22 protein-coding genes and 1 pseudogene are annotated in these 22,885 nt (G+C 61.4%); 6 read left to right on the top strand and 17 right to left on the bottom strand.

Going from position 1 to position 22,885, the window contains the following annotated elements; all coding sequences use genetic code 11:
- Nucleotides 1-133: 133 nt before the first annotated feature.
- From thiM to BLW50_RS04845, 3 genes are read left to right on the top strand one after another with little or no spacing between them, the layout of a single operon-like run.
- Nucleotides 134-961, top strand: coding sequence for a hydroxyethylthiazole kinase (thiM, locus tag BLW50_RS04855; RefSeq protein ID WP_280141450.1), 828 nt, complete (start codon nucleotides 134-136; stop codon nucleotides 959-961).
- Nucleotides 958-1,584, top strand: a complete 627-nt coding sequence (thiE, locus tag BLW50_RS04850; RefSeq protein ID WP_090698268.1) for a thiamine phosphate synthase — start codon at nucleotides 958-960, stop codon at nucleotides 1,582-1,584. The genes thiM and thiE overlap by 4 nt, the downstream gene beginning before the upstream one ends.
- A gap of 12 nt (nucleotides 1,585-1,596) precedes the next feature.
- Nucleotides 1,597-1,899 carry a chorismate mutase gene (locus tag BLW50_RS04845; RefSeq protein ID WP_210186036.1) on the top strand — a complete coding sequence of 101 codons (303 nt, stop codon included), beginning with the start codon at nucleotides 1,597-1,599 and terminating at the stop codon, nucleotides 1,897-1,899.
- An 8-nt stretch (nucleotides 1,900-1,907) separates the two neighbouring features.
- Here BLW50_RS04845 and hppD read toward each other — a convergent pair whose 3' ends face one another.
- Entirely contained in the window at nucleotides 1,908-3,020 is a 1,113-nt protein-coding gene (gene hppD / locus BLW50_RS04840) for a 4-hydroxyphenylpyruvate dioxygenase (protein WP_090698262.1), read from the bottom strand.
- 134 nt (nucleotides 3,021-3,154) lie between these two features.
- On the opposite strand from hppD, the gene BLW50_RS04835 reads away from it, so the two are divergent.
- Nucleotides 3,155-3,625 (top strand): Lrp/AsnC family transcriptional regulator, encoded by a 471-nt coding sequence (locus tag BLW50_RS04835; protein ID WP_090698260.1) that lies wholly within the window; start codon nucleotides 3,155-3,157, stop codon nucleotides 3,623-3,625.
- 9 nt (nucleotides 3,626-3,634) lie between these two features.
- Here the strand turns inward: BLW50_RS04835 and thiL are convergent, their stop codons facing one another.
- The 9 genes from thiL to BLW50_RS04790 all read right to left on the bottom strand — a co-directional run bounded on the left by thiL (nucleotide 3,635) and on the right by BLW50_RS04790 (nucleotide 12,574).
- On the bottom strand, nucleotides 3,635-4,636 hold the full coding sequence (gene thiL / locus BLW50_RS04830) for a thiamine-phosphate kinase (protein ID WP_090698255.1): 1,002 nt from the start codon (nucleotides 4,634-4,636) through the stop codon (nucleotides 3,635-3,637).
- Between the two features lie 19 nt (nucleotides 4,637-4,655).
- Nucleotides 4,656-5,120: a transcription antitermination factor NusB gene (gene nusB, locus BLW50_RS04825; RefSeq protein ID WP_090698251.1), complete on the bottom strand. Its 465-nt coding sequence runs from the start codon at nucleotides 5,118-5,120 to the stop codon at nucleotides 4,656-4,658.
- Nucleotides 5,117-5,593: a 6,7-dimethyl-8-ribityllumazine synthase gene (ribH, locus tag BLW50_RS04820; RefSeq protein ID WP_090698248.1), complete on the bottom strand. Its 477-nt coding sequence runs from the start codon at nucleotides 5,591-5,593 to the stop codon at nucleotides 5,117-5,119. Before ribH ends, nusB begins: the two co-directional genes overlap by 4 nt.
- Nucleotides 5,594-5,744: 151 nt before the next feature.
- On the bottom strand, nucleotides 5,745-6,881 hold the full coding sequence (gene ribD, locus BLW50_RS04815; RefSeq protein ID WP_244544138.1) for a bifunctional diaminohydroxyphosphoribosylaminopyrimidine deaminase/5-amino-6-(5-phosphoribosylamino)uracil reductase RibD: 1,137 nt from the start codon (nucleotides 6,879-6,881) through the stop codon (nucleotides 5,745-5,747).
- A 2-nt stretch (nucleotides 6,882-6,883) separates the two neighbouring features.
- A complete protein-coding gene (gene nrdR / locus BLW50_RS04810) occupies nucleotides 6,884-7,375 on the bottom strand; it encodes a transcriptional regulator NrdR (protein ID WP_090698246.1) in 492 nt (163 codons plus the stop codon).
- Nucleotides 7,376-7,396: 21 nt separating this feature from the next.
- Nucleotides 7,397-8,686: a serine hydroxymethyltransferase gene (glyA, locus tag BLW50_RS04805; protein WP_090708713.1), complete on the bottom strand. Its 1,290-nt coding sequence runs from the start codon at nucleotides 8,684-8,686 to the stop codon at nucleotides 7,397-7,399.
- Nucleotides 8,687-9,052: 366 nt separating this feature from the next.
- Nucleotides 9,053-10,015: a tripartite tricarboxylate transporter substrate-binding protein gene (locus BLW50_RS04800; RefSeq protein ID WP_170849987.1), complete on the bottom strand. Its 963-nt coding sequence runs from the start codon at nucleotides 10,013-10,015 to the stop codon at nucleotides 9,053-9,055.
- Between the two features lie 9 nt (nucleotides 10,016-10,024).
- A complete protein-coding gene (locus BLW50_RS04795) occupies nucleotides 10,025-11,401 on the bottom strand; it encodes an amidohydrolase family protein (protein ID WP_090698237.1) in 1,377 nt (458 codons plus the stop codon).
- 579 nt (nucleotides 11,402-11,980) lie between these two features.
- Nucleotides 11,981-12,574, bottom strand: a complete 594-nt coding sequence (locus BLW50_RS04790; protein WP_090698234.1) for a TetR/AcrR family transcriptional regulator — start codon at nucleotides 12,572-12,574, stop codon at nucleotides 11,981-11,983.
- Between the two features lie 112 nt (nucleotides 12,575-12,686).
- On the opposite strand from BLW50_RS04790, the gene BLW50_RS04785 reads away from it, so the two are divergent.
- Nucleotides 12,687-13,910: an MFS transporter gene (locus tag BLW50_RS04785; RefSeq protein ID WP_090698232.1), complete on the top strand. Its 1,224-nt coding sequence runs from the start codon at nucleotides 12,687-12,689 to the stop codon at nucleotides 13,908-13,910.
- Between the two features lie 13 nt (nucleotides 13,911-13,923).
- Here BLW50_RS04785 and BLW50_RS04780 read toward each other — a convergent pair whose 3' ends face one another.
- On the bottom strand, nucleotides 13,924-15,399 hold the full coding sequence (locus tag BLW50_RS04780; protein WP_090698228.1) for a monocarboxylate uptake permease MctP: 1,476 nt from the start codon (nucleotides 15,397-15,399) through the stop codon (nucleotides 13,924-13,926).
- Nucleotides 15,389-15,577, bottom strand: a complete 189-nt coding sequence (locus tag BLW50_RS04775) for a DUF3311 domain-containing protein (RefSeq protein ID WP_090708710.1) — start codon at nucleotides 15,575-15,577, stop codon at nucleotides 15,389-15,391. The genes BLW50_RS04780 and BLW50_RS04775 overlap by 11 nt, the downstream gene beginning before the upstream one ends.
- 391 nt (nucleotides 15,578-15,968) lie before the next feature.
- Between BLW50_RS04775 and BLW50_RS04770 the strand changes: the two genes are divergently transcribed.
- Nucleotides 15,969-16,571 carry a hypothetical protein gene (locus BLW50_RS04770; protein WP_139267469.1) on the top strand — a complete coding sequence of 201 codons (603 nt, stop codon included), beginning with the start codon at nucleotides 15,969-15,971 and terminating at the stop codon, nucleotides 16,569-16,571.
- 77 nt (nucleotides 16,572-16,648) lie between these two features.
- Here the strand turns inward: BLW50_RS04770 and cyoD are convergent, their stop codons facing one another.
- The 5 genes and pseudogenes from cyoD to BLW50_RS04745 form a co-directional block, all read right to left on the bottom strand.
- On the bottom strand, nucleotides 16,649-17,065 hold the full coding sequence (gene cyoD / locus BLW50_RS04765; protein WP_090698222.1) for a cytochrome o ubiquinol oxidase subunit IV: 417 nt from the start codon (nucleotides 17,063-17,065) through the stop codon (nucleotides 16,649-16,651).
- 701 nt (nucleotides 17,066-17,766) lie between these two features.
- Nucleotides 17,767-19,713: pseudogene (cyoB, locus tag BLW50_RS04760) on the bottom strand (cytochrome o ubiquinol oxidase subunit I); the annotation flags it as partial.
- The gene (cyoA, locus tag BLW50_RS04755; protein ID WP_210186035.1) at nucleotides 19,713-20,609 is read right to left on the bottom strand and encodes a ubiquinol oxidase subunit II; all 897 of its coding nucleotides are present in this window, start codon (nucleotides 20,607-20,609) and stop codon (nucleotides 19,713-19,715) included. The pseudogene cyoB and the gene cyoA, both read right to left, overlap by 1 nt.
- A 184-nt stretch (nucleotides 20,610-20,793) precedes the next feature.
- The gene (locus BLW50_RS04750) at nucleotides 20,794-22,083 is read right to left on the bottom strand and encodes a L,D-transpeptidase family protein (RefSeq protein WP_090698213.1); all 1,290 of its coding nucleotides are present in this window, start codon (nucleotides 22,081-22,083) and stop codon (nucleotides 20,794-20,796) included.
- 329 nt (nucleotides 22,084-22,412) lie between these two features.
- A complete protein-coding gene (locus tag BLW50_RS04745) occupies nucleotides 22,413-22,688 on the bottom strand; it encodes a hypothetical protein (protein ID WP_090698211.1) in 276 nt (91 codons plus the stop codon).
- Nucleotides 22,689-22,885 lie beyond the last annotated feature (197 nt).

Raw genomic sequence — 22,885 nt, 5'->3', positions numbered from 1 at the left:
AGGACCTTGAGCAGCGGATTGCCAAGCTCATCCCTAGCTACCACACTGATTTTAAATAGTTTTACAGATCATGCACGGCAATGATATGAACCACACCCAAGGCTTGTGTGAAGATTCTCAGGAGGAAAATTCTTTGGATATTGATGCCCGGACCGTCGCCACGCGTTGCGGCGCCCTGCTCGACCAGATGCGGGCCGCTCGGCCCCTGGTCCAAAACATCACCAATTACGTCTCCATGGACATCGCCGCCAATGCCTTGCTGGCGGTCGGCGCTTCGCCAGCCATGGTCCATGCGCCTGAGGAGTCACCGCAATTCGTGGCGCTGGCCGGCGCGCTCGTCATCAACATCGGCACATTGTCGGCCGAGACCGCCCGCTCCGCGCAAGTGGCGACCACGGCGGCCCGCCAGCTCGGCCGGCCCTGGCTGTTCGATCCGGTCGGCGTTGGCGCAACCGACTATCGTAACGATGTCGCCCTGGAACTGATGGAAAACCACCCAGCCATCCTGCGCGGCAATGCCTCGGAGATCATGGCCATCGCCCGCCTCGCCGGCTTGACGACAGCCAGCGCCGCGCCGCGCGGCGTCGACAGCGCCAATACGACGAGCGAAGCCGAGCTGCTCTGCGTTGAACTGGCCCAACGCGCCGGCTGCGTCGTCGTCGCCACCGGCGAAGTCGATGTCGTCACCGATGGCCAGCAGATCGTGCGCCTCGCCAACGGCTCGCCATTGATGACCCGCGTCACTGCACTGGGCTGTTCTCTATCGAGCGTCATGGGCGCTTTCCTCGCCATCGCGCCGCCATTCGATGCGGCTATCGCCGCGCTCGCCGTTTATGGCGTCGCCGGCGACATCGCCGCCGAAACCACCAAACATCCCGGCAGCTTCCGCGTCGCCTTCATCGATGCGCTCGATGCCATCACGCCCGCCGACATCGCCACACGCTTGAAAGTACAGTTATGAGTTTCGATCCGAAAATCTGGCGGCTGTGCCTCGTCACTGACCGTAGCCTGTCGCACGGCCGCAACCTCGTCGATGTCGTCGGCGCGGCGGTCTCAGGCGGCGTCACCATGGTGCAATTGCGCGAGAAGGATGCCACTACACGGCAGTTTCTCGAAGAAGCGCGCGCGCTGAAAGCGCTGCTGCAGCCGCTCGACGTTCCGTTGATCATCAACGATCGCGTCGATATCGCGCTTGCCGTCGATGCGGAAGGTGTGCACGTCGGCCAGACCGATATGCCCGTGGCGCAGGTGCGCCAGCTCATCGGCGTGCAAAAGATCATCGGCCTGTCGATCACCAACCGTACGCAGATCGAACGCGAGGACGCGCGCCAGGCCGATTATCTCGGCATCGGCCCGCTCTATGCGCAGACGACCAAGGCCGATGCGGCGACGCCGCTCGGGGTTGAAGGCTTTACGGCTTTACGGGCGCTGACACAAAAGCCAGTGATGGCCATCGGGGGCCTCAAGGCCAGCAATTCGGCCGACGTGCTGAAGGCTGGCGCCAACGGCCTCGCCATCGTCTCGGCCATTATCGGCGCCGATGATCCGAAGGCGGCGGCGGCAGACGTGATGCGGTTGTTTTAGATGAAAGACACAATGACAACGCCCGCCGAACTGCAGACCCTTCGCAACAGCATCGATAATCTCGATGCAGCGCTGGTTCATATTCTTGCCGAGCGGTTCAAATGCACGCAGCGGGTCGGCGAATTGAAGGCGCGCCTTCAATTGCCGTCGGCCGATCCGATGCGTGAAAAAGGACAGATCGAGAAACTGCGCAAGCTGGCGCAAGATGCCCATCTCGATCCTGATTTTGCCGAAAAATTCCTGGCCTTCATCATCAAGGAAGTGATCCGGCATCACGACCTTGCGCGCGGCGAGACAGATCGTCCGCCGCGCTGAACGGCGGCTTACGCCGCCTTGTCGCCCTTCAGCACGCCACGCCGGATCTGATCTTCCTCGATCGACTCGAACAGCGCGCGGAAATTGCCTTCGCCGAAACCTTCATCGCCCTTGCGCTGAATGAATTCGAAGAAGATCGGCCCAATCACCGTCCTGGAAAAGATCTGCAGCAGGATCTTGGTCATCCCGCCATCGATCACGCCCTCGCCGTCGATGAGAATGCCGTGCGTCTTCATGCGATCGATCGGTTCGTCATGGCCATGCACGCGTGCGTGTGATTTTTCGTAATAGGTATCCGGCGGCCCCGGCATGAATTTCAGGCCGTTTGCGGCGAGCTTGTCGGTCGCGTCATAGATGCCGTCGGTGCCGACCGCGATGTGCTGAATGCCCTCGCCCTTATACTTCTTCAGATATTCGACGATCTGGCTGCTCTCGTCCTTCGACTCGTTCAGCGGAATACGAATCTTGCCGCAGGGCGAGGTGATCGCGCGCGAAACCAGGCCGGTGATGCGCCCGTCGATGTCGAAATAATGGATCTGCTTGAAGCCAAATTTCTCGCGATAGAAATCCCACCACGTGTCCATATTGCCGCGAACGACATTGTGGGTGAGATGGTCGAGATAATAGAAGCCGACGCCAGCCGGGCGCGGATCACGCGCGCCGAGCCAATCGAACTCCGCCTCATAGGCCAAGCCCTTGGCGCCATATCTGTCGATGAAATAGAGCAGCGATCCGCCGATACCGACGATAGCCGGCGCATCGAGCATCTTATCATTGCCCTCATAAGGCGTCGCGCCCTTGCCCACTGCGTAATCGAAGGCATGTTTGGCATCGACCACGCGCCAGGCCATGGCCGAGGCGCACGGCCCGTGCTCACCGGCGAAGGTCATCGCATGGGAGCCCGGCTCCGCATTGATCACGTAATTGATGTCACCCTGGCGCCATATCGCGATGTTTTTGGTCTTGTGCTTGGCCACGGCCACATAGCCCATGCGGGCGAACAGGGCTTCCAGTTTCTCCGGTTCCGGATGGGCGAATTCAACGAATTCAAACCCATCTGTACCAGCCGGGTTCTCAGCGCTGATGGTGGCAGGCGGCGCATCGTGCGGAAACGGTCCCATAATCCTCTCCTACTGTCCGGCTCGTGAGCTTCGAATCTGGATGCAAGTTTAAGCGCAGAAGCGCGCATTGAGCTTGCATTCTGACGCTCGTAATGAGAAATTTACGCGTATTTCTTGCATATAAGGCCATTTTTATGAGCAATATCGAGCACGTTGACGAATTCGACCGCAAGATCCTGGCAAGCCTGCAGGCCGACGCGCGGCTGACCAACAACGATCTGGCGGAACGGGTGAACCTCTCGGCCTCGCAATGCTCGCGCCGTCGGCAAAGGCTGGAAGAGGACGGTTTCGTCGACAGCTACCGCGCCGTGCTCAATCGCGACCGGCTCGGCTTCGGGCTCGTCAACATGATCACCGTGACGCTAGCTACCCACAACCGCGACAACGCCCGCCGCTTCGCCGAACTGGTGTCGCGCCTGCCCGAAGTGCAGGAGGCGCACGCGCTTACCGGCGAGATGGACTACATCCTCAAGGTGGTGACGCGGGACCTGAAGGCGCTATCGCAATTCGTCAACGACGTGCTGCTGCCACACGACTCCGTGCAGCATGTGAAAACCGCGATCGTGCTGGCAACGCTGAAAGAGACCAACGCGTTGCCGCTGTGACGCAGTCGTTCAGAAGTGGCTATACGAGCCCTTCTCAAACGTCCGTGCCACGCCCGCTCCATCGATGAAACGCGGCAGACCACCGGCATCGGCTGTGACCTCGCCTATCGCTGTCACCGGCACGCCTGTGCCCTTCGCAGCACTCTCGAAGGCCGCGGCATTCTGCGGCGGCACGGTGCAGAGAATTTCGTAATCGTCGCCGCCCGTCACGGCGCCGTCGATCAAGCTGCTATCGAGCGCCACCGCCGCGCGCGCCGCGTCCGACAGCGGTATGTCGGCGAGGCGCACATCGCCGCCGACGTTCGACACACGCAACATTTTCGCCAGATCGCCCGCGAGACCATCGCTGACGTCCATGGCACCGTGAGCATAGGCGCGCACCACATGCGCGAGCGCCAGACGTGGCGACGGCAGAAGATAGCGCCGCAGCAAATGCGCCTGCACGGCAACGCTCAATCGGCTACACCATCCGGCATCGCGCTCGCTCTTCAGCCGCAGGCGCAAACCAAGCGCTGAATCGCCGATTGTGCCGCTCACATAAATGATGTCGCCGGCCTTGGCGCCCGTGCGCAAAGCCATGCGGCCGCGCGGCACAGTGCCCAGCGCCGTCACCGAGATGACCAAGGGGCCTGTCGTGCGCACCGTGTCGCCACCGATGAGGGGGCAATGATACAGTGCCCCATCCTCGCGCAGCCCTTGCACGAAAGCCGTCATCCACTTGCGATCAATGTTCTCGGTCAAGGCGATCGACAGCAGAAAGCCGAGCGGGTCAGACGCTTTGGCGGCGAGATCGGAAATATTTACCCGCAGCGCCTTGCGCGCGATGTCATCGGGCGCATCGTCGGCGAAGAAATGCACGCCCGCCACCAAAGCATCCTTGGTGGCGACAACCTGCATGCCTTCGGGAATATCGATCAACGCCGCGTCATCGCGCAGCCCCAAGCCAGCGCGGCCGGCAAGCGGCGCCAACAAAGTCGCGATCAGATCGTCTTCCGAAAAATCGGCAGCCAATCTCCCCTCCTCCACGCGGTCAAGCGCGCGTCAGAAACTCATCGGCACGCAACTCCCGCGCCAGCTTGTCGAGCACCGCATTGGTCATACCGACTTCGTTAGCGGCCAGGAAGGCCGCGGCGACATCGACATATTCGGTGATGATAACACGCGCCGGCACATCGGGACGACGCTTCAATTCATAGACGCCGCCGCGCAACACGGCGCGCAGCACGGCCTCGATACGACGCAGCGGCCAGCCTTCCTGTAAAACCTTGTCGGCGGCCTGGTCGATCTCGAGCTGGTCCGTCAGCACGCCCTGCACGATGTCGCGGAACAGAGCGACGTCGGCTTCCTCATACTGATCGCCTTCGATCTCGCCACCGATCCAGAAGGTTTCGAACTCGGCCAGGATTTCATTCAGCCCCTTGCCGGCCACTTCCATCTGATAGAGCGCCTGGACGGCGGCAAGCCGCGCGGCGGCCCGTTGACGACGCGCGCTCATGACCGGACCACGCTGCGTTTGAGCTGGTAAAGCGACAGCGCCGCACGCGCTGCATCCCCGCCCTTGTCGCCCTGTTTGGGATCGGCACGCACAACCGCCTGCTCCTCGTTCTCAACGGTGAGAATAGCATTGCCGATCGGCAATTGTTGCGACACCGACAGATCCATCAACGCACGCGAGCTTTCATTAGCGACAATCTCAAAATGGTAGGTTTCGCCACGGATGACGCAGCCAAGCGCCAGCGCGCCGGCATAGGTACCACCGGCCGTGGCCATGCGCACGGCGGCGGGAATTTCCAGCGAACCGGGAACGCCGACAATGTCCCATGTCGCCCCAGCCTGCTCCAGCGCCGCCTTGGCGCCGTTGAGCAGCATATCGCCGATCGCGTCGTAATAACGCGCTTCAACGATGAGGAAACGGGCTCCATCGGCGCGCGGCAGTGGCTGCGAGGTGGAGCGGCGGGGTTCTGCCATGGTAAACTCTTGAAATCAGACAAGTCCAATGAAGTCAGTGCCAGCCGTAACGCCGACACAGCCTATCACGAACTTCGGGAGACAGTTCCTTAAAGACCGGCGGCAACCGGCGCAAGCGCGGCCAGAAGCCGCCTTGCGGTAATACGATATATTACGGAACGCGCTCGTAGCGGCGCAGCCGATCGACCCCGGAAAAGCCGTCTTCGACGAGCCGATAAAGCTGAGAATCCTCAAGTTGCGCCCGGGCTTCGGCACTAAGCGAGGGAACGCCCTCGCGGGTGAAGGGCTTGGGCGCGGTGAGCAGGACACATTCGTCGGCCAGACCAAGGCCGATCAGCCGGCTAGCCACCTGCGGGCCGCCCTCGCTAAACACCCGCGTCAAACCCCGGCCAGCCAAAACCCGCAGCGCCGCCTCCAGATCAAGATGGCCATCGCCACCACGCGCGACGCGCACGACGTTGACGCCAGCCTGCGTCAACGCGGCCTCTGCCCCACCGTCCGCATCGGCGGCACAGAGCACCAGCACGGGCACCTCCCGCGCCGTCGTCACCAGACGCGAGCGCAGCGGCAGTTGCAGAGCGGAATCGAGGATCACCCGCAACGGCTGGCGCTCGTCGAGCCCCGGCAGGCGCACGGTGAGCAGCGGATCATCCGCCAGCACCGTGCCAATGCCGACCATGATCGCGTCATGGGTGGCGCGCAGCATTTGCACATGATTGTTGGCGGCGATGCCGGTGATGTGCAGGCGCCGGTCGTGCGGACCACCGGCAGCGAAACCATCGGCGGTTTCCGCCAGTTTCAGCGTCACCTGCGGACGGCCTTGGGTGACGCGCAGAATATGGCCGAGATGAGCGCGCCGCGCCGCAGCCGCGCCGACACCGACAACCACCTCGACGCCGGCCTCGCGCATCATGCGATGGCCTCGCCCGGCAACACGTGGATCGGGATCCTCCAGCGCCGAGACGACGCGGGCGATGCCAGCCGTGATGATCGCCTGCGCGCACGGCGGCGTAACGCCGAAATGGCTGCACGGTTCGAGGCTGACATAAAGCGTGGCGCCGCGCGCCAGTGCGCCCGCCTGGGCAATGGCCTCGGTCTCCGCATGGGGCCGCCCGCCCTTGCGCGTGGCGCCGCGACCAACGATGACGCCATCGCGCACCACCAGCGCACCCACCGCTGGATTAGGCGCGGTGAGGCCCAGTTGGCGCCGGCCCAGCGCGATCGTGGCGGCCATCAAGCGTTCGTCCTGGTCAGCCATCACGCCGCCCGGCTCAGGGGCCGTCCGCATGTTCACTCACCGCCCGCCACGGACTTGATCGTGCCGTCGGGCCCTTCCTCGTTCAATTCGTCGATGAGCGTGCCGAAGTCGCGCGCCTCGCGGAAATTGCGATAGACCGAGGCGAAGCGCACGTAGGCGACGCTGTCGAGGGATTTGAGCCCCTCCATCACCAATTCGCCGATCTTGCCGCTGTCGATCTCGGATTCGCCGGAGCTTTCGAGCTGGCGCACGATGCCGTTGACCATGCGCTCAACACGCTCAGGCGCCACCGAGCGCTTACGCAGCGCCGTCTCGAAGGACCGGGCCAGCTTGTCACGATCAAACGGGACACGCCGGCCGGACTTCTTGAGCACGGTGAGCTCGCGCAATTGCACGCGCTCGAAGGTGGTGAAACGGCCGTTGCAATCGGGACAGACACGACGGCGACGGATGGCCGCGGAATCATCCGTCGGCCGAGAATCCTTCACCTGCGTATCGAGCGTGCCGCAATACGGACAGCGCATCCTGTCTCCTTTGCACCGACCTCAGCCGTAGATCGGGAACCGCTTCGTCAATTCGCTGACGCGCGTCTTGACGCTCGCCTCGACCGCGCCATTGCCGGCTTCGCCGTGGGCGAGAAGGCCATTCAATGTCTCGACGATGAGATCGCCAACCTGGCGGAACTCTTGCGCACCGAAACCGCGCGACGTCGCCGCCGGCGAGCCAAGCCGCACACCCGACGTCACGAACGGCTTCTCCGGATCGAAGGGCACGCCGTTCTTGTTGCAGGTGATATGGGCACGGCCCAGCGCCGCCTCAACCGCCTTACCGGTCAGTTTGCGCGAGCGCAGGTCGACCAGCAGCAGATGGTTGTCGGTGCCGCCGGTGACAAGATCATAGCCACCGCTCTTGATCGCATCGCCCAGGGCCTTGGCATTGACAACGACCTGCTGCGCGTAGAGCGCGAAATCCGGCCGCAGCGCTTCACCAAAGGACACGGCCTTGGCGGCGATGACATGCATCAGCGGGCCGCCTTGCAGGCCGGGGAAAATGGCCGAATTGATCTTCTTGGCGATGTCTTCCTCATTGGTGAGGATCAAGCCGCCGCGCGGTCCACGCAAGGTCTTGTGCGTCGTCGACGTCACCACATGAGCGTGTGGGAATGGCGAGGGATGCGCGCCGCCAGCGACGAGACCGGCGAAATGCGCCATGTCGACCATGAAGACCGCGCCGACTTCATCGGCGATCTCGCGGAACTTGGCGAAATCCCAATGACGGGCATAGGCCGAGCCGCCAGCGATGATCAGCTTCGGCTTGTTGGCGCGGGCGATCTTGGCCACTTCGTCCATGTCGATCCGATGGCTGTCGCGATCGACGCCATAGGACACCGGCTTGAACCAGCGGCCCGACATATTGACGGGCGAACCGTGGGTGAGATGGCCACCAGCGGCGAGATCGAGGCCCAAAAACACGTCGCCGGGCTGCAACAGCGCCAGGAAGACGGCCTGGTTGGCCTGCGAGCCCGAATTGGCCTGCACATTGGCGAAACGGCAGCCGAACAACCGCGTCACCCGCTCGATAGCGAGGGATTCGGCGATATCGACGAACTGGCAGCCACCGTAATAGCGCCGGCCCGGATAGCCCTCGGCATATTTATTGGTCATCACCGAGCCCTGCGCCTCGAGAACGGCACGGGAGACGATGTTTTCCGAAGCGATCAGCTCAATCTCATCGCGCTGGCGACCCAATTCCAGGTCAACCGCGCGGGCGATCTCCGGGTCGGCCTCGGCGAGGCTGGCGGAAAAGAAAGAATTCGACCTAGCCTGACCGGCCATGGCTGCTGACGACTGGCTCATCTGATTTTTTCCTGATCCCGCGTCCGGCGCGGATTCGATCTTCGGTCCGCCCTGCCAATAGAGAAAATGGCCGTCCGCGTCCAGATATAGTGTCATTTGAACTGTACAATACGCTCGGAATGGGACGGACGAATAATCAGCGAGCCTGCCAAGGCCCTCCGCCCCACGGATCAGCGTCGAAATGGGGTAACGCCGTCACACGATTGAATAGCCTCGTTTTCGCGGCAATCCCTCTCCAAGCGGCACGCCGGCCGTCGCACAGGGCAATGCCCTGGATTTCGCGCTCCAGCGGCATTTCAGCGCCTCTGACAGGCGCAACAATTCCAGGGCGCACGGCCGTGTTTGCTAGATCCGCTGAATATTGGCCTCGGCGACGACCTTGGTCCATTTGGCCACGTCGTCGGCGACTCGGGCTTTGAATCCCTCCGGCGTCGTCGCCATGGGCTCGCTGCCGAAGCTCTGCAACCGCTCGACCACCGCCGGATCCCCTAGGATCGCTTTGATGTCGGCATTCATCTTGGCGACGAACGGCGCCGGTAATCCTGGGGGCCCGGCAAGGCCGAGCCAGGACGTGACCGAATAGCCCGGCACGGCGGTTTCCGCGATAGCGGGCGTATTCGGCAAAGCGAAGAAACGCCGTGGCCCGGTCACGCCGATGGCGCGCAATTTTCCATCATTGATGAAAGGCAGCAGCGCCGTCGGCGTATCCATCTGGAAATCGAAGCGCTCCCCCATCAGATCGGTGATGGCTTGCGGCGAGCCGCGATAGGGCACGTGCTGGATCTTCGCGTTGGCCATCGAGATGAACAACTCGAGGGCGAGATGCATGCCCGTGCCGTTGCCGGCGGTGGCGCAGATCAGCTTGCCGGGATCGGCTTGCGCCATACGGATCACGTCGGCGACGGTCTTCGCCGGATGATTGGGATGGGTCACCAGAATGAACGGAAAGTCCGTGAGCATGCTGATGAAGCTGAAATCCTCGGCGGTGTTGTAGGGCAATTGCTTGTAGATCGCCGCCGACACCGCATGGCCGCCGGGCAGCACCGTCAGTGTCGCGCCATCGGGCGCGGCGCGCGCCACCGCTGCCGCCGATATGGTGCCACCGGCGCCAGGGCGCGGTTCGACCACGATCGACTGATTGAGTTTCCGGCTCAACTGATCAGCAATGAGGCGCGCGACCAAGTCGACATTCGCACCCGCCGTGAAACCATGCAGCATGGCGATCGGCCGACCGCTTTGCGCCAGCGCAGGCGCAGCCCCCAGAGCGGATAGCCCGCCAACAACAGCACGGCGCGTAAGTTGCGTCATCATCGCCTCCTATTGCAGTGCACCGGCTATTTGATAGCCGCCTTCGCGCATGATCCGCGCACCGGATTCCGCGAGCTGTTCGACCCGTTGCGCCAGCACATCGGCTGGGAAGGTGAGCTTGCCATCCTGCTTGCGCACGATGCCATCGATGATGACGGTGTCGACATTGCCCGCCCCGGCGATCTCGACGATCGAATAAATCGGATCGTAGATCGGGACCATGTTGATGTCATTGGCGCGCAGCATCACGATGTCAGCCTTTTTACCTGGCGACAGCGTGCCGATCTTGTCGTCCATGCGGAAGGCTTTCGCCCCGCCGATGGTCGCCCATTCAAGTGCCTCGCGCGAGCGCACCGGCATTTGCTTGAACGGCGAGTTGCCGCGCAGGGCATTGTTGCGAATCTCGCGACCGCGCGTGAACAGCAGGCCTGCCTGCATTTCGCGGAACATGTGGCCGGAAGTAAACGGCTCGACGTCGATACCCAGCGAAGGCACGCCTCCCGCCTCGCGGAACGCCGCCACCTGAGGATCGCCGATGTGGTGATGCAGTTCGACCAGCACGGTCGAGGTCAGCGAGGCGCCATTGTCCACCACGACCTGGATGTCGCGCGCGTCGTAGCTGGTGCCGTGAACGAGATTGTGGTCGGGTCCGAGCAGGCCGGCCTTGGCCATGCGATGATAGCCATCGGGCACCACGCAATCCTCGCGCCGCCGCGTGTGCGAGGAAGAAACGAGACCAAATTCGCGCGCCATCGCGATATCATGCTCGACGACCTCCCACGCGCCCCAGTCTGGTCCGAGGATCGCCATCGCCAGCGTGACGAGATTGTCGTCGCTCGTAAGCCGGCCTTTGCGCAGCGCTTCGATGCGCTCGCGCGGATGCGGAATGTGTGTAAAGGGCACCCCGCCTTCCTTGGTTGGCGGCTTCGCCGTGCCATGCGCAAACACCGCGCGGATACCACTGTCGATCAGGCCGTCCACCGCGCGCTCGGCCATGTCGAGGCTGGTGATGTTGTGGCACCAGTCGACCAGCGTCGTCACGCCGGCATCGATCTGGCCGAGTGCACCGACGAGATTGCCAAGATAGTTGTCTTCGGGCGTGTAGCGGGTGGCGAGATTGAGATGGATGGTGCGCAGATAATCAGGCGTCATCCATTCGGCGCCGATGCCGCGCAGCGCCGTCTCCCAGGTGTGCATGTGGGCATTGACGAGACCCGGCATCACAATCTTGTCGGAGGCATCGATGATTTCGTCCGCCGTCGCACCGAGATTGCGGCCAACGGCTTCAATACGATTGCCGGAAAACAGTAATTCGCCGGAGCGGAAGTCACCTATTTTAGGATCGAGCGTAACCAACCAACCGCAACGGATCAGCACGCGTTTCATATGCAATATCCATCTTCCGCAACGCAGACGTTATGCAGAGCGTATGCGAGGTTTCACCGCCGGAAACACCTGCGGCGCAATTCGATCCCCCCTGCGCGATACATGAGAATGAGCACCAGCGATCCCCTCAGCGTCAATCGAAATCTTTGCAAGAATTTGCGCCTCCGCTTCGTCACCCGCCACTTCAAAGGTGCGCGCGCGGCAAGATTTCAAAGGCTGCTAACGGCTCGATGCAAACAACTTTGCGATGTGAGCCTGCCTGAAGCACCAATGCATGATATTATGCCTAGCCCTGCAACATCGACATAATCGTTGAAATGATCAGCTTCGTGTACGGTGTTGCTGTCGCCAGATGAGCGCAGACAAAGGAACACACCTATGTCCAGTTGGCTTTCGGTCGTTCTTGGTCTGCTGGTTGGCTTAGTCGTCGTTGGAGGCGCCTTATACTGGGCCTTCCGACCACCGAAAGATGAGGCCAAATCAGTTTTCCCACCCACGCGCGATCCAGGCATCAGCTTCGAGCCGGGGGTCAGCTATGATCCTGGGAACGACGTGACACCGTCACACAACTAAGCCAGATCAATCCCGCAACAGCACCCCTTCCATCAGCGCCTTGAATGCCGGAATGGCCTTTTCCGAGGTCGCTTTCGGATCGCCCGAATTGGCGATCCAACTCGCCGCATAGGCCGAGGCGCCGACGATCAGCCGCGCCACCGCTTCCGCATCGACGTCGGCGATCACCCCCTCCGCTTTCAGGCGCGCGACAGTGGCCGTGATCGTGGCAACACAGCCTTCCGTTTCTGGCCACAGCGATGGATCGCCCAACACCGCTGGGCCATCGCGCAGGACAATCCGTTGGATTTCCGGCTCCAGCGCCATTTCGAGATAGCCAATATTCTCGTCCAAAAACCCTTGCCAGCGCGAGGGCGCCTTGGCGGATATGGCGTTGAGCCGCTCCACCATTTCCCCGTCGATCTGCGTCACCACAGCCGCCAGCAGGCCTTTCTTGTCGCCGAAATGGTGATAGAGCGCGCCACGGGTCAGGCCGGCCTCGGCGGTGAAATCATCCATCGAGGCTTCAGCATAGCCTTTTTCGGCGAACGCCTTGCGGGCCGCAGCGATCAGCTTGGCGCGGGTCTCGGCGATCATCTCCTTGCGCGGTTTGTGCGCCATCAAAAACTCCGGTCACAGGGCTGTCGCGAACGGTTGACATACGCGACGTATCTTCTTATTTGATCAACATACGCAATGTATGTAAGTTTTCAAGGGTCGAGGAGCCCGGGCAATGCCCAATCCCTATGCAGAGATTTTCCGCACCCCGGGCGCCAAAGGTTTCGCCGCCGCCGGCTTCATCGCCCGCCTGCCGATCGCCATGGAGGCCATCGGCATCGTCGCCATGCTGTCGCAGACCCATGGCGAATACTGGCTGGCCGGCGCTGTCGCGGCCACCTTCGCGCTGACCAATGCGCTGATCGCCCCGCAAATCTCCCGCCTGGTCGATCGTTACGGCCAGACGCGGCTGCTCGTGCCCGCGACCGTCATCTCCGTCCTCGCCTTCACCGCTTTAATGGTGGCCACGCACCTGCGCTGGCCCACTTGGACCTTGTTCGTGGCCGCCCTGTTCGCGGCCACCATGCCCAGCATGCCTGCCATGGTGCGCGCCCGCTGGACCGAGATTTTCCGCGGCCGCCCGCAACTCAACACCGCTTTCGCGTTTGAATCGGTGGCCGACGAACTCGTCTATATCGCCGGTGCGTCGTTGTCGGTCGGCCTGAGCGTCTCGCTCTTTCCTGAAGCAGGCGTGCTCGTCTCGACTTTATGCTTGGCCATCGGCTCCACCGCTTTCATTTTGCAGCGATCAACAGAACCCAAGGTGCGGCCGATCCAGCTTGGCGGGCGGCAATCGGCCATCCTGTTGCGGCCGGTGCAGATCATCACCTTCGCCCTGATCTTCATCGGCGCGATCTTCGCCACGGCGGAGGTAACGACAGTCGCGATCACCAAGCAATTGGGTCAGCCTGGCGCGGCGAGTCTCGCCATCGGCGTCTATGCGGTTGGGTCCTTCCTCGTCGGCATCATTGTCGGCGCGCTGAACTTGCGCATGCCGTTGCAAAAACAGTTGGCCATCGCCGTATCCGTCATCGTCGTGACGACGCTGCCGCTGCTCCTCGCTAACACGGTGCCCGTGCTGGCGCTGGCGCTTTTCGTCAGTGGCGTCGCGGTCTCGCCGACCTTCATCACCTCTTTCGGCCTGATCGAACGGCGTGTGCCCCCCGCCCTACTGACCGAAGGCATCACCTGGGTGATGACGGGGATCGGCATCGGCATGGCGCTCGGCGCTTTTGTCACCGGTTGGGTGGTCGACACATTCGGCGCCTACAATGGCTTCTGGGTTTCGGTCGCAGCCAGCCTCATCGCCCTCACGACCGTGCTGCTCGGCCAACGCACGCTCGCGGGCGATGGCTCCAACGCGCCGGTCGACGCTGCGATTTGCGAGCCAGCGGAATAAGCGGCTAAGGCGCTTACGCCCTGGCCGTCTCCCGCGCCGGCAGAATTGCGTTCAGCACGCAGGCGACGATGATATTAGCGGCCAGCGCCAACAGGCCGATATAGATGGTCACTGGCGTACCGCCCAGGCTGACCGCATGCAGCGGTTTCAAGCCGGCGTCCCAGGCGAGATATGTGCCGCCGAAGAAACCGACAAACCATCCCGCGAACAGAGCCGGCGCGCGGAACCAATTGGTGTAGAGGCCGAACACCACCGCCGGCAATGTCTGCAGGATCCACACGCCGCCAAGCAGCTGCAAGTCGAGTGCGAACTGCGTCGGCAGGAACAGAATGACGAGCAGCGCCCCAGCCTTGATGACCAGCGACGTCATCTTCGCCACATTGGCCTCCCCCGCCTCGCTGACCGCCGGGTTGATATAAGCCTTCCAGAAATTGCGCGTGAACAGATTGGCCGCGCCGATGCTCATGACCGCCGCCGGCACCAAGGCGCCGATGGCAATGGCAGCGAAAGCGAAACCCGCAAACCAGCTCGGGAACAGAGTCTTGAACAGTTGCGGCACCACGTCGTTGGGGCTCGACAGTTTCAAGCTGGCGGCATGGCCCATATAGCCGAGCAGCGCGAGCAGACCGAGCAGCAGCGTATAGACTGGCAGCAGGACCGCGTTCTTGCGAATGGTATTGCCGCTCTTCGACGCGAAAATACCGGTCAGCGTGTGCGGATACATAAAGGCGGCCAGCGCCGAACCAAGCGCCAGGGTCGCATAGGCGACATATTGATTGCCCTCGAGCAACAGGCTTCCCGACCCCTTAGCCTTGAAGGCCGCATCGGCAGCTTCGAACACATGCGCATAGCCGCCGAGCCGCGAGGGGATCAACGCCACCGCTGCGATCACCACGATATAGATCATGATGTCCTTGACGAAGGCGATCAGTGCCGGGGCGCGCAAGCCCGCCGAATAGGTGTAAAGCGCCAGCACGATGAAGGCGATCGCCAGCGGGATTTCGCCATGCAGGCCCAGCGCCCTCAACGCCGCCGTCATACCGACGAGCTGCAAGGCGATATAGGGCATGGTGGCGATGACGCCGGTGGCCGCCACCGCCAGTTCAAGCGCCCGCGAGCCATATTGCCCATGCACCACATCGGCGGCAGTGATGTAGTTCAGATCGCGCGCTCGTTTCCACAAAACCGGCATGACGAGGAAGACGAAGGGATAAACGATGATCGTATATGGCAAGGCAAAGAAGCCGTAAGCGCCGACAGCATAGACCAGCGCGGGAACAGCGATCACCGTATAGGCGGTATAGAAATCACCGCCGATGAGAAACCAGGTGATCCATGTGCCGAAGGAGCGCCCGCCCAATCCCCATTCATCGATCCGCGCCAGCGTCGCGGGCCGGCGCCAGCGCGCCGCGATGAATCCCATCACCGTGACCAGCACGAAGAAGAAGGTGAAGACCGCAAGTGCGGTGGTGTCGACTTCAGTCGTCATGGGGCATGCTCCTATAGACGATCCACGTCAGGAGCGCCGAGAGCGGAACCCAGGCCAGTTGGTACCAATAGAAAAATGGAAAGCCGAACAACACCGGATCGTGCCTGTTATAGAAAGGCACCCACAACAGTCCGATGTAAGGAAGAATAAGCAGCCAGCGGACAGACCCGTTTGGCATCGCGACCTCCCGAATAAGCGGCGACCGTTTCACGCGACCCAGCGGAACAATCGCCAGCTGATAATTCAAACGCGCTAACGCAATTGTTGCGTCCCATCACGACATCAATGACAATATTCTGCTCCTGTTCGCTGGCTCCCGCAAAGGCGCAAAGAGAAGACGAGCCATGCTACCAGCGCAATGATCGTTCCCGTCTAAACCACCTCGGATTGTTCAGCCGGAGGAAGCATTTGCGGCCAGTCAGCGGGCGGTGCCATCCAAGCGCAAACGAAGATGGTGCCCTCCGCTCGCTGTGAGTTCTCCCCCAATCTTTCGAGGACCGTTCGTAGTGTTGCTCCAATCCCGTGATAGCTCCTCCGGCTTCGGGCCGCGGGCAGCCGGGAGAATGATCGTGTTGAGACCTGTTTCGCTTTTTCTCCTCATCCCCCTCGCCCTCTGGCCAGCGCTGGCGAGTGCTCGGGGAGGCGGCCATATGGGCGGTGGCTTTGGCGGAGGCGGCGGGTTCCACAGCGGGATCCATGGCGTCCATGGTCCACATGGCCTGCACGTTCCCGGTGAACGGCGCGCGAACCGTTCCGATATCGCCATCAGCACCTATGCTGCGGTCGAGATGACGTCGACGACAGACGCAACCCTCGTCCCTGCCCTAACCACCAAGCTGACCGAGAGCCTGCCAGCTTTCAATGGCCGGCTTGTCTCCCACGACACCAGCCCCAGCGCCATAGACGGCGTGCCACCGACAACGTTCTTTTTGGTCGCCTTCAATACGACCCAGGAAGCCGATGGCTGGAGGGTTTCTCAGCCGTTCAAGAATTTCGAAACCGATGCGCAAAAGGCCGGCGTTCGCATCTTCACCGTCAATGCCCTGCCAGTCATGCAGCAGCCCGAACCCCACAGCGCCAGCCGCGACGAAGAAGAGCGCTCCTATCAGAAGCTGATCAATGGTGGCAACCAGACCCTCAAAAAGATCCAGGACATTTGCCGCGGTTGCTAGGGCAAATCCCGTTTCGAAAGAAATGCGATTTTGCCTGGCTCCTCGCTTCAACCCGTCTTAGTCGTATTTCACTGAGCTTACAGCCCCGGCTGCATGCGCATATCCATGAGATTGCCCGGCACCATCATGTTGGCGTTGAGGTGATACATGATCCACAGGGATCCAGCGATGACGATGCCGACAATGAGAACGCCGAAGGCGAGCGCGATGACATTGTTGGTGTTGTCGGGGCCGGTCGTGATGTGCAGGAAGAACGCCAGATGCACGCCCATCTGGCCGATGGCGAGCGCCGCCAGCGCCATCGGCACGCCAGGCGTGTAAATAAAGCTCGTTCCGCTCGCGACCCAGAATGAACCGGCCGTCAGGGCAGCCGCCAAGACGAAGCCGATCAGATAATTGCGGACGGCGCCCGCGATATCGTGATGGTCGCCTTCCTGATCGCCAGGCGCGGTATCCGTGTGCCAATCGGTGTGGTTGTGATGATGGTTGCTCATGGGCTTGTTCCCAGAAGATAGACATTGGTGAAAATGCCAACCCAGATGATATCGAGCGCGTGCCAGAACAAAGCAAAGCTCAGCCCGCGCCGCATGATGTCGGGCCTAAAACCCTTGGCCCAGAACTGCGCCATCATCGTCCCCAGCCACAACAAGCCCACCGTCACATGGGCGCCGTGCAGCCCGACGAGCGCGAAGAACGACGACAGGAACGCACTGCTGCTGGGCCCGTGGCCTGCCGCCAGCATATGGGCGAATTCGCGCAGTTCGAGATAGAGGAAGCCGGCGCCCAGCAAGCCGGTGATCAGATAGAAGATCTGTGTCCAAAGCATATTGCGGACGTTGCTGGCGATCGTCGCCATGCCGCAGGCAAAACTCGACAGCAAGAGGAAGGCTGTTTCGAGCGCCACCGTGTTCAGATCAAACAGATCCTGGGGGCCAGGCCCTCCAGCGGTCGCGTGCGACAGGACGGCATAGGCCGCATAGAATCCCGAGAACATGACGAAATCGGAGAGCAGAAAGATCCAGAAGCCATAGGCACTGATGATCCGCTTGGAGGCCGGCCCCTTGAACTCCTCGTTGGCCCCCGGCCACAGGCCCAGTTGATTGGGATCGTGGTCGATCTCGCGCGCAGGCGCGATGGCGGTAATGCCCGGTTCACGGCCTTCGACCAAAGCAATGCGCGCCTGACGCCGCTCATGATCGATCCGAGCCACCTCCGCGGCCGGCAGTTCATATTCGGAACGGTCGCGCCAGGCGAAGACGACAAAGACGGCAAAAGCTCCGAAAAGACCTGCCAGAACCATCCACCAGATGTGCCAGATAAAAGCGAAGCCCGTCACGACAGCGAAGAATGACGCCACAAAGCCCGTCGGACTGTTGCGCGGCAATTCGATATCCGCGTAATCAGGCAGATCGGTCAGCTGATGCTGCGCAAGCGCGATCTGCTTGATCCCCCAATAGGCCTCTTCCCCAAACACATTGGGCAGCACCGCGAAATTATAGGCCGGCGGCGGCGAAGCCGTGATCCATTCCAGGGTTCGCCCGTCCCAAGGATCGCCGGTGGTGTCGCGCAAGGCGGCGCGATGCTTGATCGAGTAAACGAGCTGGCCGATCTGACAGAGAATCCCACACAGAATGAGCCCGGCGCCGCCGGCGGCCACAAGCAGCCATGGCTGCCAACCCGCAACATCATAACTCTGCATGCGTCGCGTCATGCCTTGGAGACCGAGAACATAAAGCGGCATGAAAGCTACGTAGAAGCCAACGACCCAGAACCAGAAGGCCGCCTTCCCCCATCGTTCATCGAGCTTGAAACCGAACGCCTTCGGAAACCAATAGCTGTAGCCGGCGAAACAGCCAAACAGCAGTCCACCGATCAGCACATTGTGGAAATGCGCGACGAGAAACAGCGAATTGTGCAGGACAAAATCGGCGGGCGGGATCGCCATCAGCACGCCGGTCATGCCCCCGATCGTGAACGTCACCATGAAGGCAATCGTCCACAGCAGCGGCGTGTAGAAGCGAATCCGGCCGCCCCACATCGTGAACAGCCAATTGAAAATCTTCACGCCGGTGGGCACGGCGATGATCATCGTCGCGACACCAAAGAAGCCGTTGACATCGGCCCCTGCCCCCATGGTGAAAAAGTGATGCAGCCACACCATGAAGGAGAGCACGCAGATCGCCATCGTCGCCGCGATCATCGAGCGGTAGCCGAACAAGGGCTTGCCGGAGAAAGTCGAGACCACTTCGGAAAAGACGCCGAAGGCGGGCAGGATCAGAATGTAGACTTCCGGATGTCCCCAGGCCCAGATGAGATTGATATACATCATCGGATTGCCACCCGCTTCCACCGTGAAGAAGTGGAAGCCGAGATAGCGATCCAGCAGCAGCATGCCGAGCGTCGCCGTCAAAATCGGGAATGCGGCAACGATGAGTAGGCTGGCGGCGAGCGCCGTCCAGCAAAAGATCGGCATATGCGTCAGTGTCATGCCTGGCGCACGCACCTTCAGAATCGTGGTGACGAAATTGATCCCGGTCAGAAGCGTTCCGACGCCTGATATTTGGATGGCCCACAGATAATAGTCGACCCCGACACCTGGCGAGAATTGCAGCTCCGACAGCGGCGGATAAACCAGCCAGCCGGTCTGCGCGAATTCGCCGATCAAAAGCGACATGTTGACGAGCAGCGCCGCCGACGCGGTCAACCAGAAGCTCACCGAATTGAAGGTGGGAAACGCCACGTCGCGAACGCCGAGCTGCAAGGGAACGGCGAAGTTCATCAGCCCAATGACGAATGGCATCGCCACCAGAAAGATCATGATCGTCCCATGGGCCGAAAAGATCTGATTAAAGTGATCGGCCGGCAGATAGCCTTGCGAAGCATAGGCCATGGCCTGCTGCGAGCGCATCATCAGCGCGTCGATGAACCCGCGCAGCAGCATGATCAGCGCCAGCAGGCAGTACATGACGCCGATCCGTTTGTGATCGACCGAGGTGATCCACTCGTGCCACAGATAGGGCCAATAGCCTTTGACGGTGATCCATCCGAGCACGGCGACAATGCCAACGACCACCGCGAGGGAAGCGATCAACGGGATCGGCTGATCGAGCGGAACGGACGACCAACTCAGCTTGCCGAGCATTACGGCTTCCTTTCCATCCGTCGGGAGGCACCATGCTCCATGCCGCTCCCAGCAGCTGACGAGGATCCACTGGACGCGGTCCCAGAGACGATCTTGTCGAACAAGCCCGGCTCGACAGAGCTGAATATGCTGGGCGCAACGTTCTTGCTGGGCTTCACCAGATCGGCATAGGCGGCTTGATCGAGATGCGGCCCCGTCGCCTTCGTGCTGGAGATCCAAGCCGCGTAATCAGCGGGCGCCATGGCACGCGTCTCGAACCGCATGCCGGAAAAGCCCTCGCCGCTGAACTGAGCCGAGAGACCTTCGAAGGTTCCGGCACGATCGGCCTGCAGGTGGAGCTGCGACGTCATGCCCGCCATCGTGTAGATCTGGCTGCCGAGCTGCGGCACGAAGAAACTGTTCATCACACCCGAAGACGTCAGGCGGAAATGAACCGGCCTGCCGACAGGAATGACCAGCTGATTGACGGTGGCAATGCCATCGTCTGGATAGATGAAGAGCCATTTCCAATCGAGCGACACCACTTCGATCTCGACAGGCTTATCCTTGCTCGGCAGCGGACGATACGGATCGAGAGCTTGAGATCCGAACCAGGCGATGCCGCCAAGAAAGATGACGACCAAGGCCGGGATCGCCCAGACGATCAATTCCAACGTCCCGGAGAAGGCCCAGTAAGGACGGTATTGGGCTCGGGTATTGGAAGCGCGAAACCACCAGGCGAAGGCCAGCGTCGCTACGATTGTCGGCACGACAATGACCAGCATGATTGCGAGCGCATTGAACAGGATCAGCTTTTCGGCGGCCCCGACTGGTCCCTGCGGATCAAGCACGCCGCTACACCCCGCCAGGGGTAAAGCAAGAGCTCCTATCGCGATGCGCGCTGATCTTGCGAGCAATGGCATATCCTCAAGGAAGCAGGATACCAGCCTATTCAACCCCTGAGGGCTTCGCAATGAATTTACGGACGTAATAATACTATCGTTATACGATTTTTATGATCCAATCCCGTATGACCGCACAAGAAACAAAAAGCCCCAGACCTCTCGGTCCGGGGCTTCGTCGTTTCAATCCAGCCGATGTTTAGCGGATCGGCGGCAGCAGATCGTCGTCGGCCGCGTTGGCATTGTTGATCGGGGCGCTCTGCGCCACAGCGCCACCACCGAAACCGTCGCGGCGATAGATGTCATCGCGGAACTGGATGAGATTCTCGTTCGCCCAGGCGGTGATATAAACCCAATAGACATTGACCGCCGGCGTCAGGCGCACGTCGATGCGCTGGCCGGACCGGATGGCCTCGTCGATCTTGGGACGATCCCAGCCGGGGTTGTCCTTGAGCAGCCAGGCGACATAGTCGCGCACGTTCTGCACGCGCACGCAGCCCGAGGAGACGAAGCGATAGTCGTCGCCGAAAATGCCCTTGGCCGGCGTGTCGTGCATATAGACGCCATGCGGATTGGCGATGTCGATGCGCACGAAGCCGAGCGAGTTGATCTCGCCGCCCGGATCTTGGCGGAACATATAGTTCGTCGCTTCGTTGGAGTTCCAGTTCACCTGCGAGGGCTGCAATTCCTGGCCCTGGCGGGTGAAGATGCGGATCTTGTTCTCGGTGAGATAGTTCGCATCCTGCTGCATCTTGGGGATCAAATCCTTGCGGATGATCGAGGCAGGAACCGTCCAGAATGGGTTGAAGTTCACCGACAGCGCGCGCGCCTGCATGACGGGCGACTGGCGATCGATCTTGCCGACGCCGGCCTGGTGATGGGTGGCGATCTGGCCGTTCTCCACCGTCTCGACGGCGGCGGCGGGAATGTTGAGCATAACGTAGCGGTTGCCGAGGTTCCCGGAAAAGGCACGCAAGCGCACCAGATTGGTCTCGAGCTGGCGGATGCGGGTCTGGATCGGCACGTTCATCTCGGTGAACGTCTGCTTGGCGACAATGCCGGTCTGGCCGATGCCATGACGAGCCTGGAAACGGCGCACGCCGGCCTCGACATAGGAATCGAACACCGGAGAATCGCCGGCCTGCTGGTCAAGGTCGCCGGTGATGATCAGGCGCTGGCGCAAGGACACCACGGCCGGGCCGCGCGAGCCGATCTTGAGGGTGGCGTTGGACGGCACCGTCTGCCAGCCGCCGCGACCGGCGAGCGCTTGATATTGCGCGATCGCCTGCTCGGTGCCCGAAATGGTCTGCTGCGACAGGAGCGGCGTTTCGGAACGCGGCACGCGCAGGCGCGCGTCGCCGTCGAATTTCTGCTGCCATTCGGCCTGGCCGCTGTCGAAGTCATCGGCCGCAAAGGCGGAGGCCAAGGGAAGCCCCAACGCCGCGCCGGTGAAGCCCAAAGTGAAGGCGCGCCGCGAAATTGATTTCATATTGTCACCCAAAGCCTTGCTCCAGAAATCTGAATCACCGCTATAAAAAACGCTCGCGAAAAGCGGGCGCGGATTACACGGGAACTGAACCTCGTATTGGTACGGCGCCGTGCGCCCCGCGCTCGAGCGATTGCAAAATCCGCCGCGAGCAACAGTGATGTACCGTTATATGCTTAAAAAGGAACGAACAGTCGGGCCAAATTAGGGCGACTGCGGCGTAAATGGGCAACACAAGCTTGTGAAAGACCGTTAAAGATCAAGGGTGTGACCAAGGTCACACAGTGGGATGCGCGGCGCAAGGCGTTGAGCGGTCAGTTTTACCTGACCAATCAGGCGGCTTCCGACACTGGGTTGGTGCCCGAGGGACCGCCCCGGCGGCGCAGCAGCAGCGACGTCTCGGCCAGAAGCTGGCCGTCATCGAGGCGGGCGCGGGCGCGCATATGTTTGAAGAGATCGTCCATGACGCCGGCGAGCCGGGCGTCCCCCTGCCCTTCGGCGAGACGGGTAGCAGCGGTGCGGACGGCTTCCGCTTCCACCGCGAAATTTTCCTCAGCCTGAGTGAGACGCTGCGACAAATGCACCAAACGGGCAATGCGGTCGTTCATATGAGCCTCCGCCTCTCCGTGACGCGTTTTGCCGGTCTTAAGTCATGGCTCTAGGTGGCCCGCCCGGCATTTCCCGTTACTCAACGCACAACACCAACTTTCGTTGCAGCGAGTATCGTCGAAAAAGTTGGAAATCTGATGACAGTCGCCAGCAGCTTTGGATTCAAATAAGCGCGAAAACCCGCATGAAAATGCGG

Origin of the sequence: Beijerinckia sp. 28-YEA-48 (assembly GCF_900104955.1) — a bacterium.
In the GTDB taxonomy this organism is placed as follows: domain Bacteria; phylum Pseudomonadota; class Alphaproteobacteria; order Rhizobiales; family Beijerinckiaceae; genus Terripilifer.
Note: the sequence above shows the minus strand (reverse complement) of the source record. Positions and strands in the feature narration are given on the sequence as shown.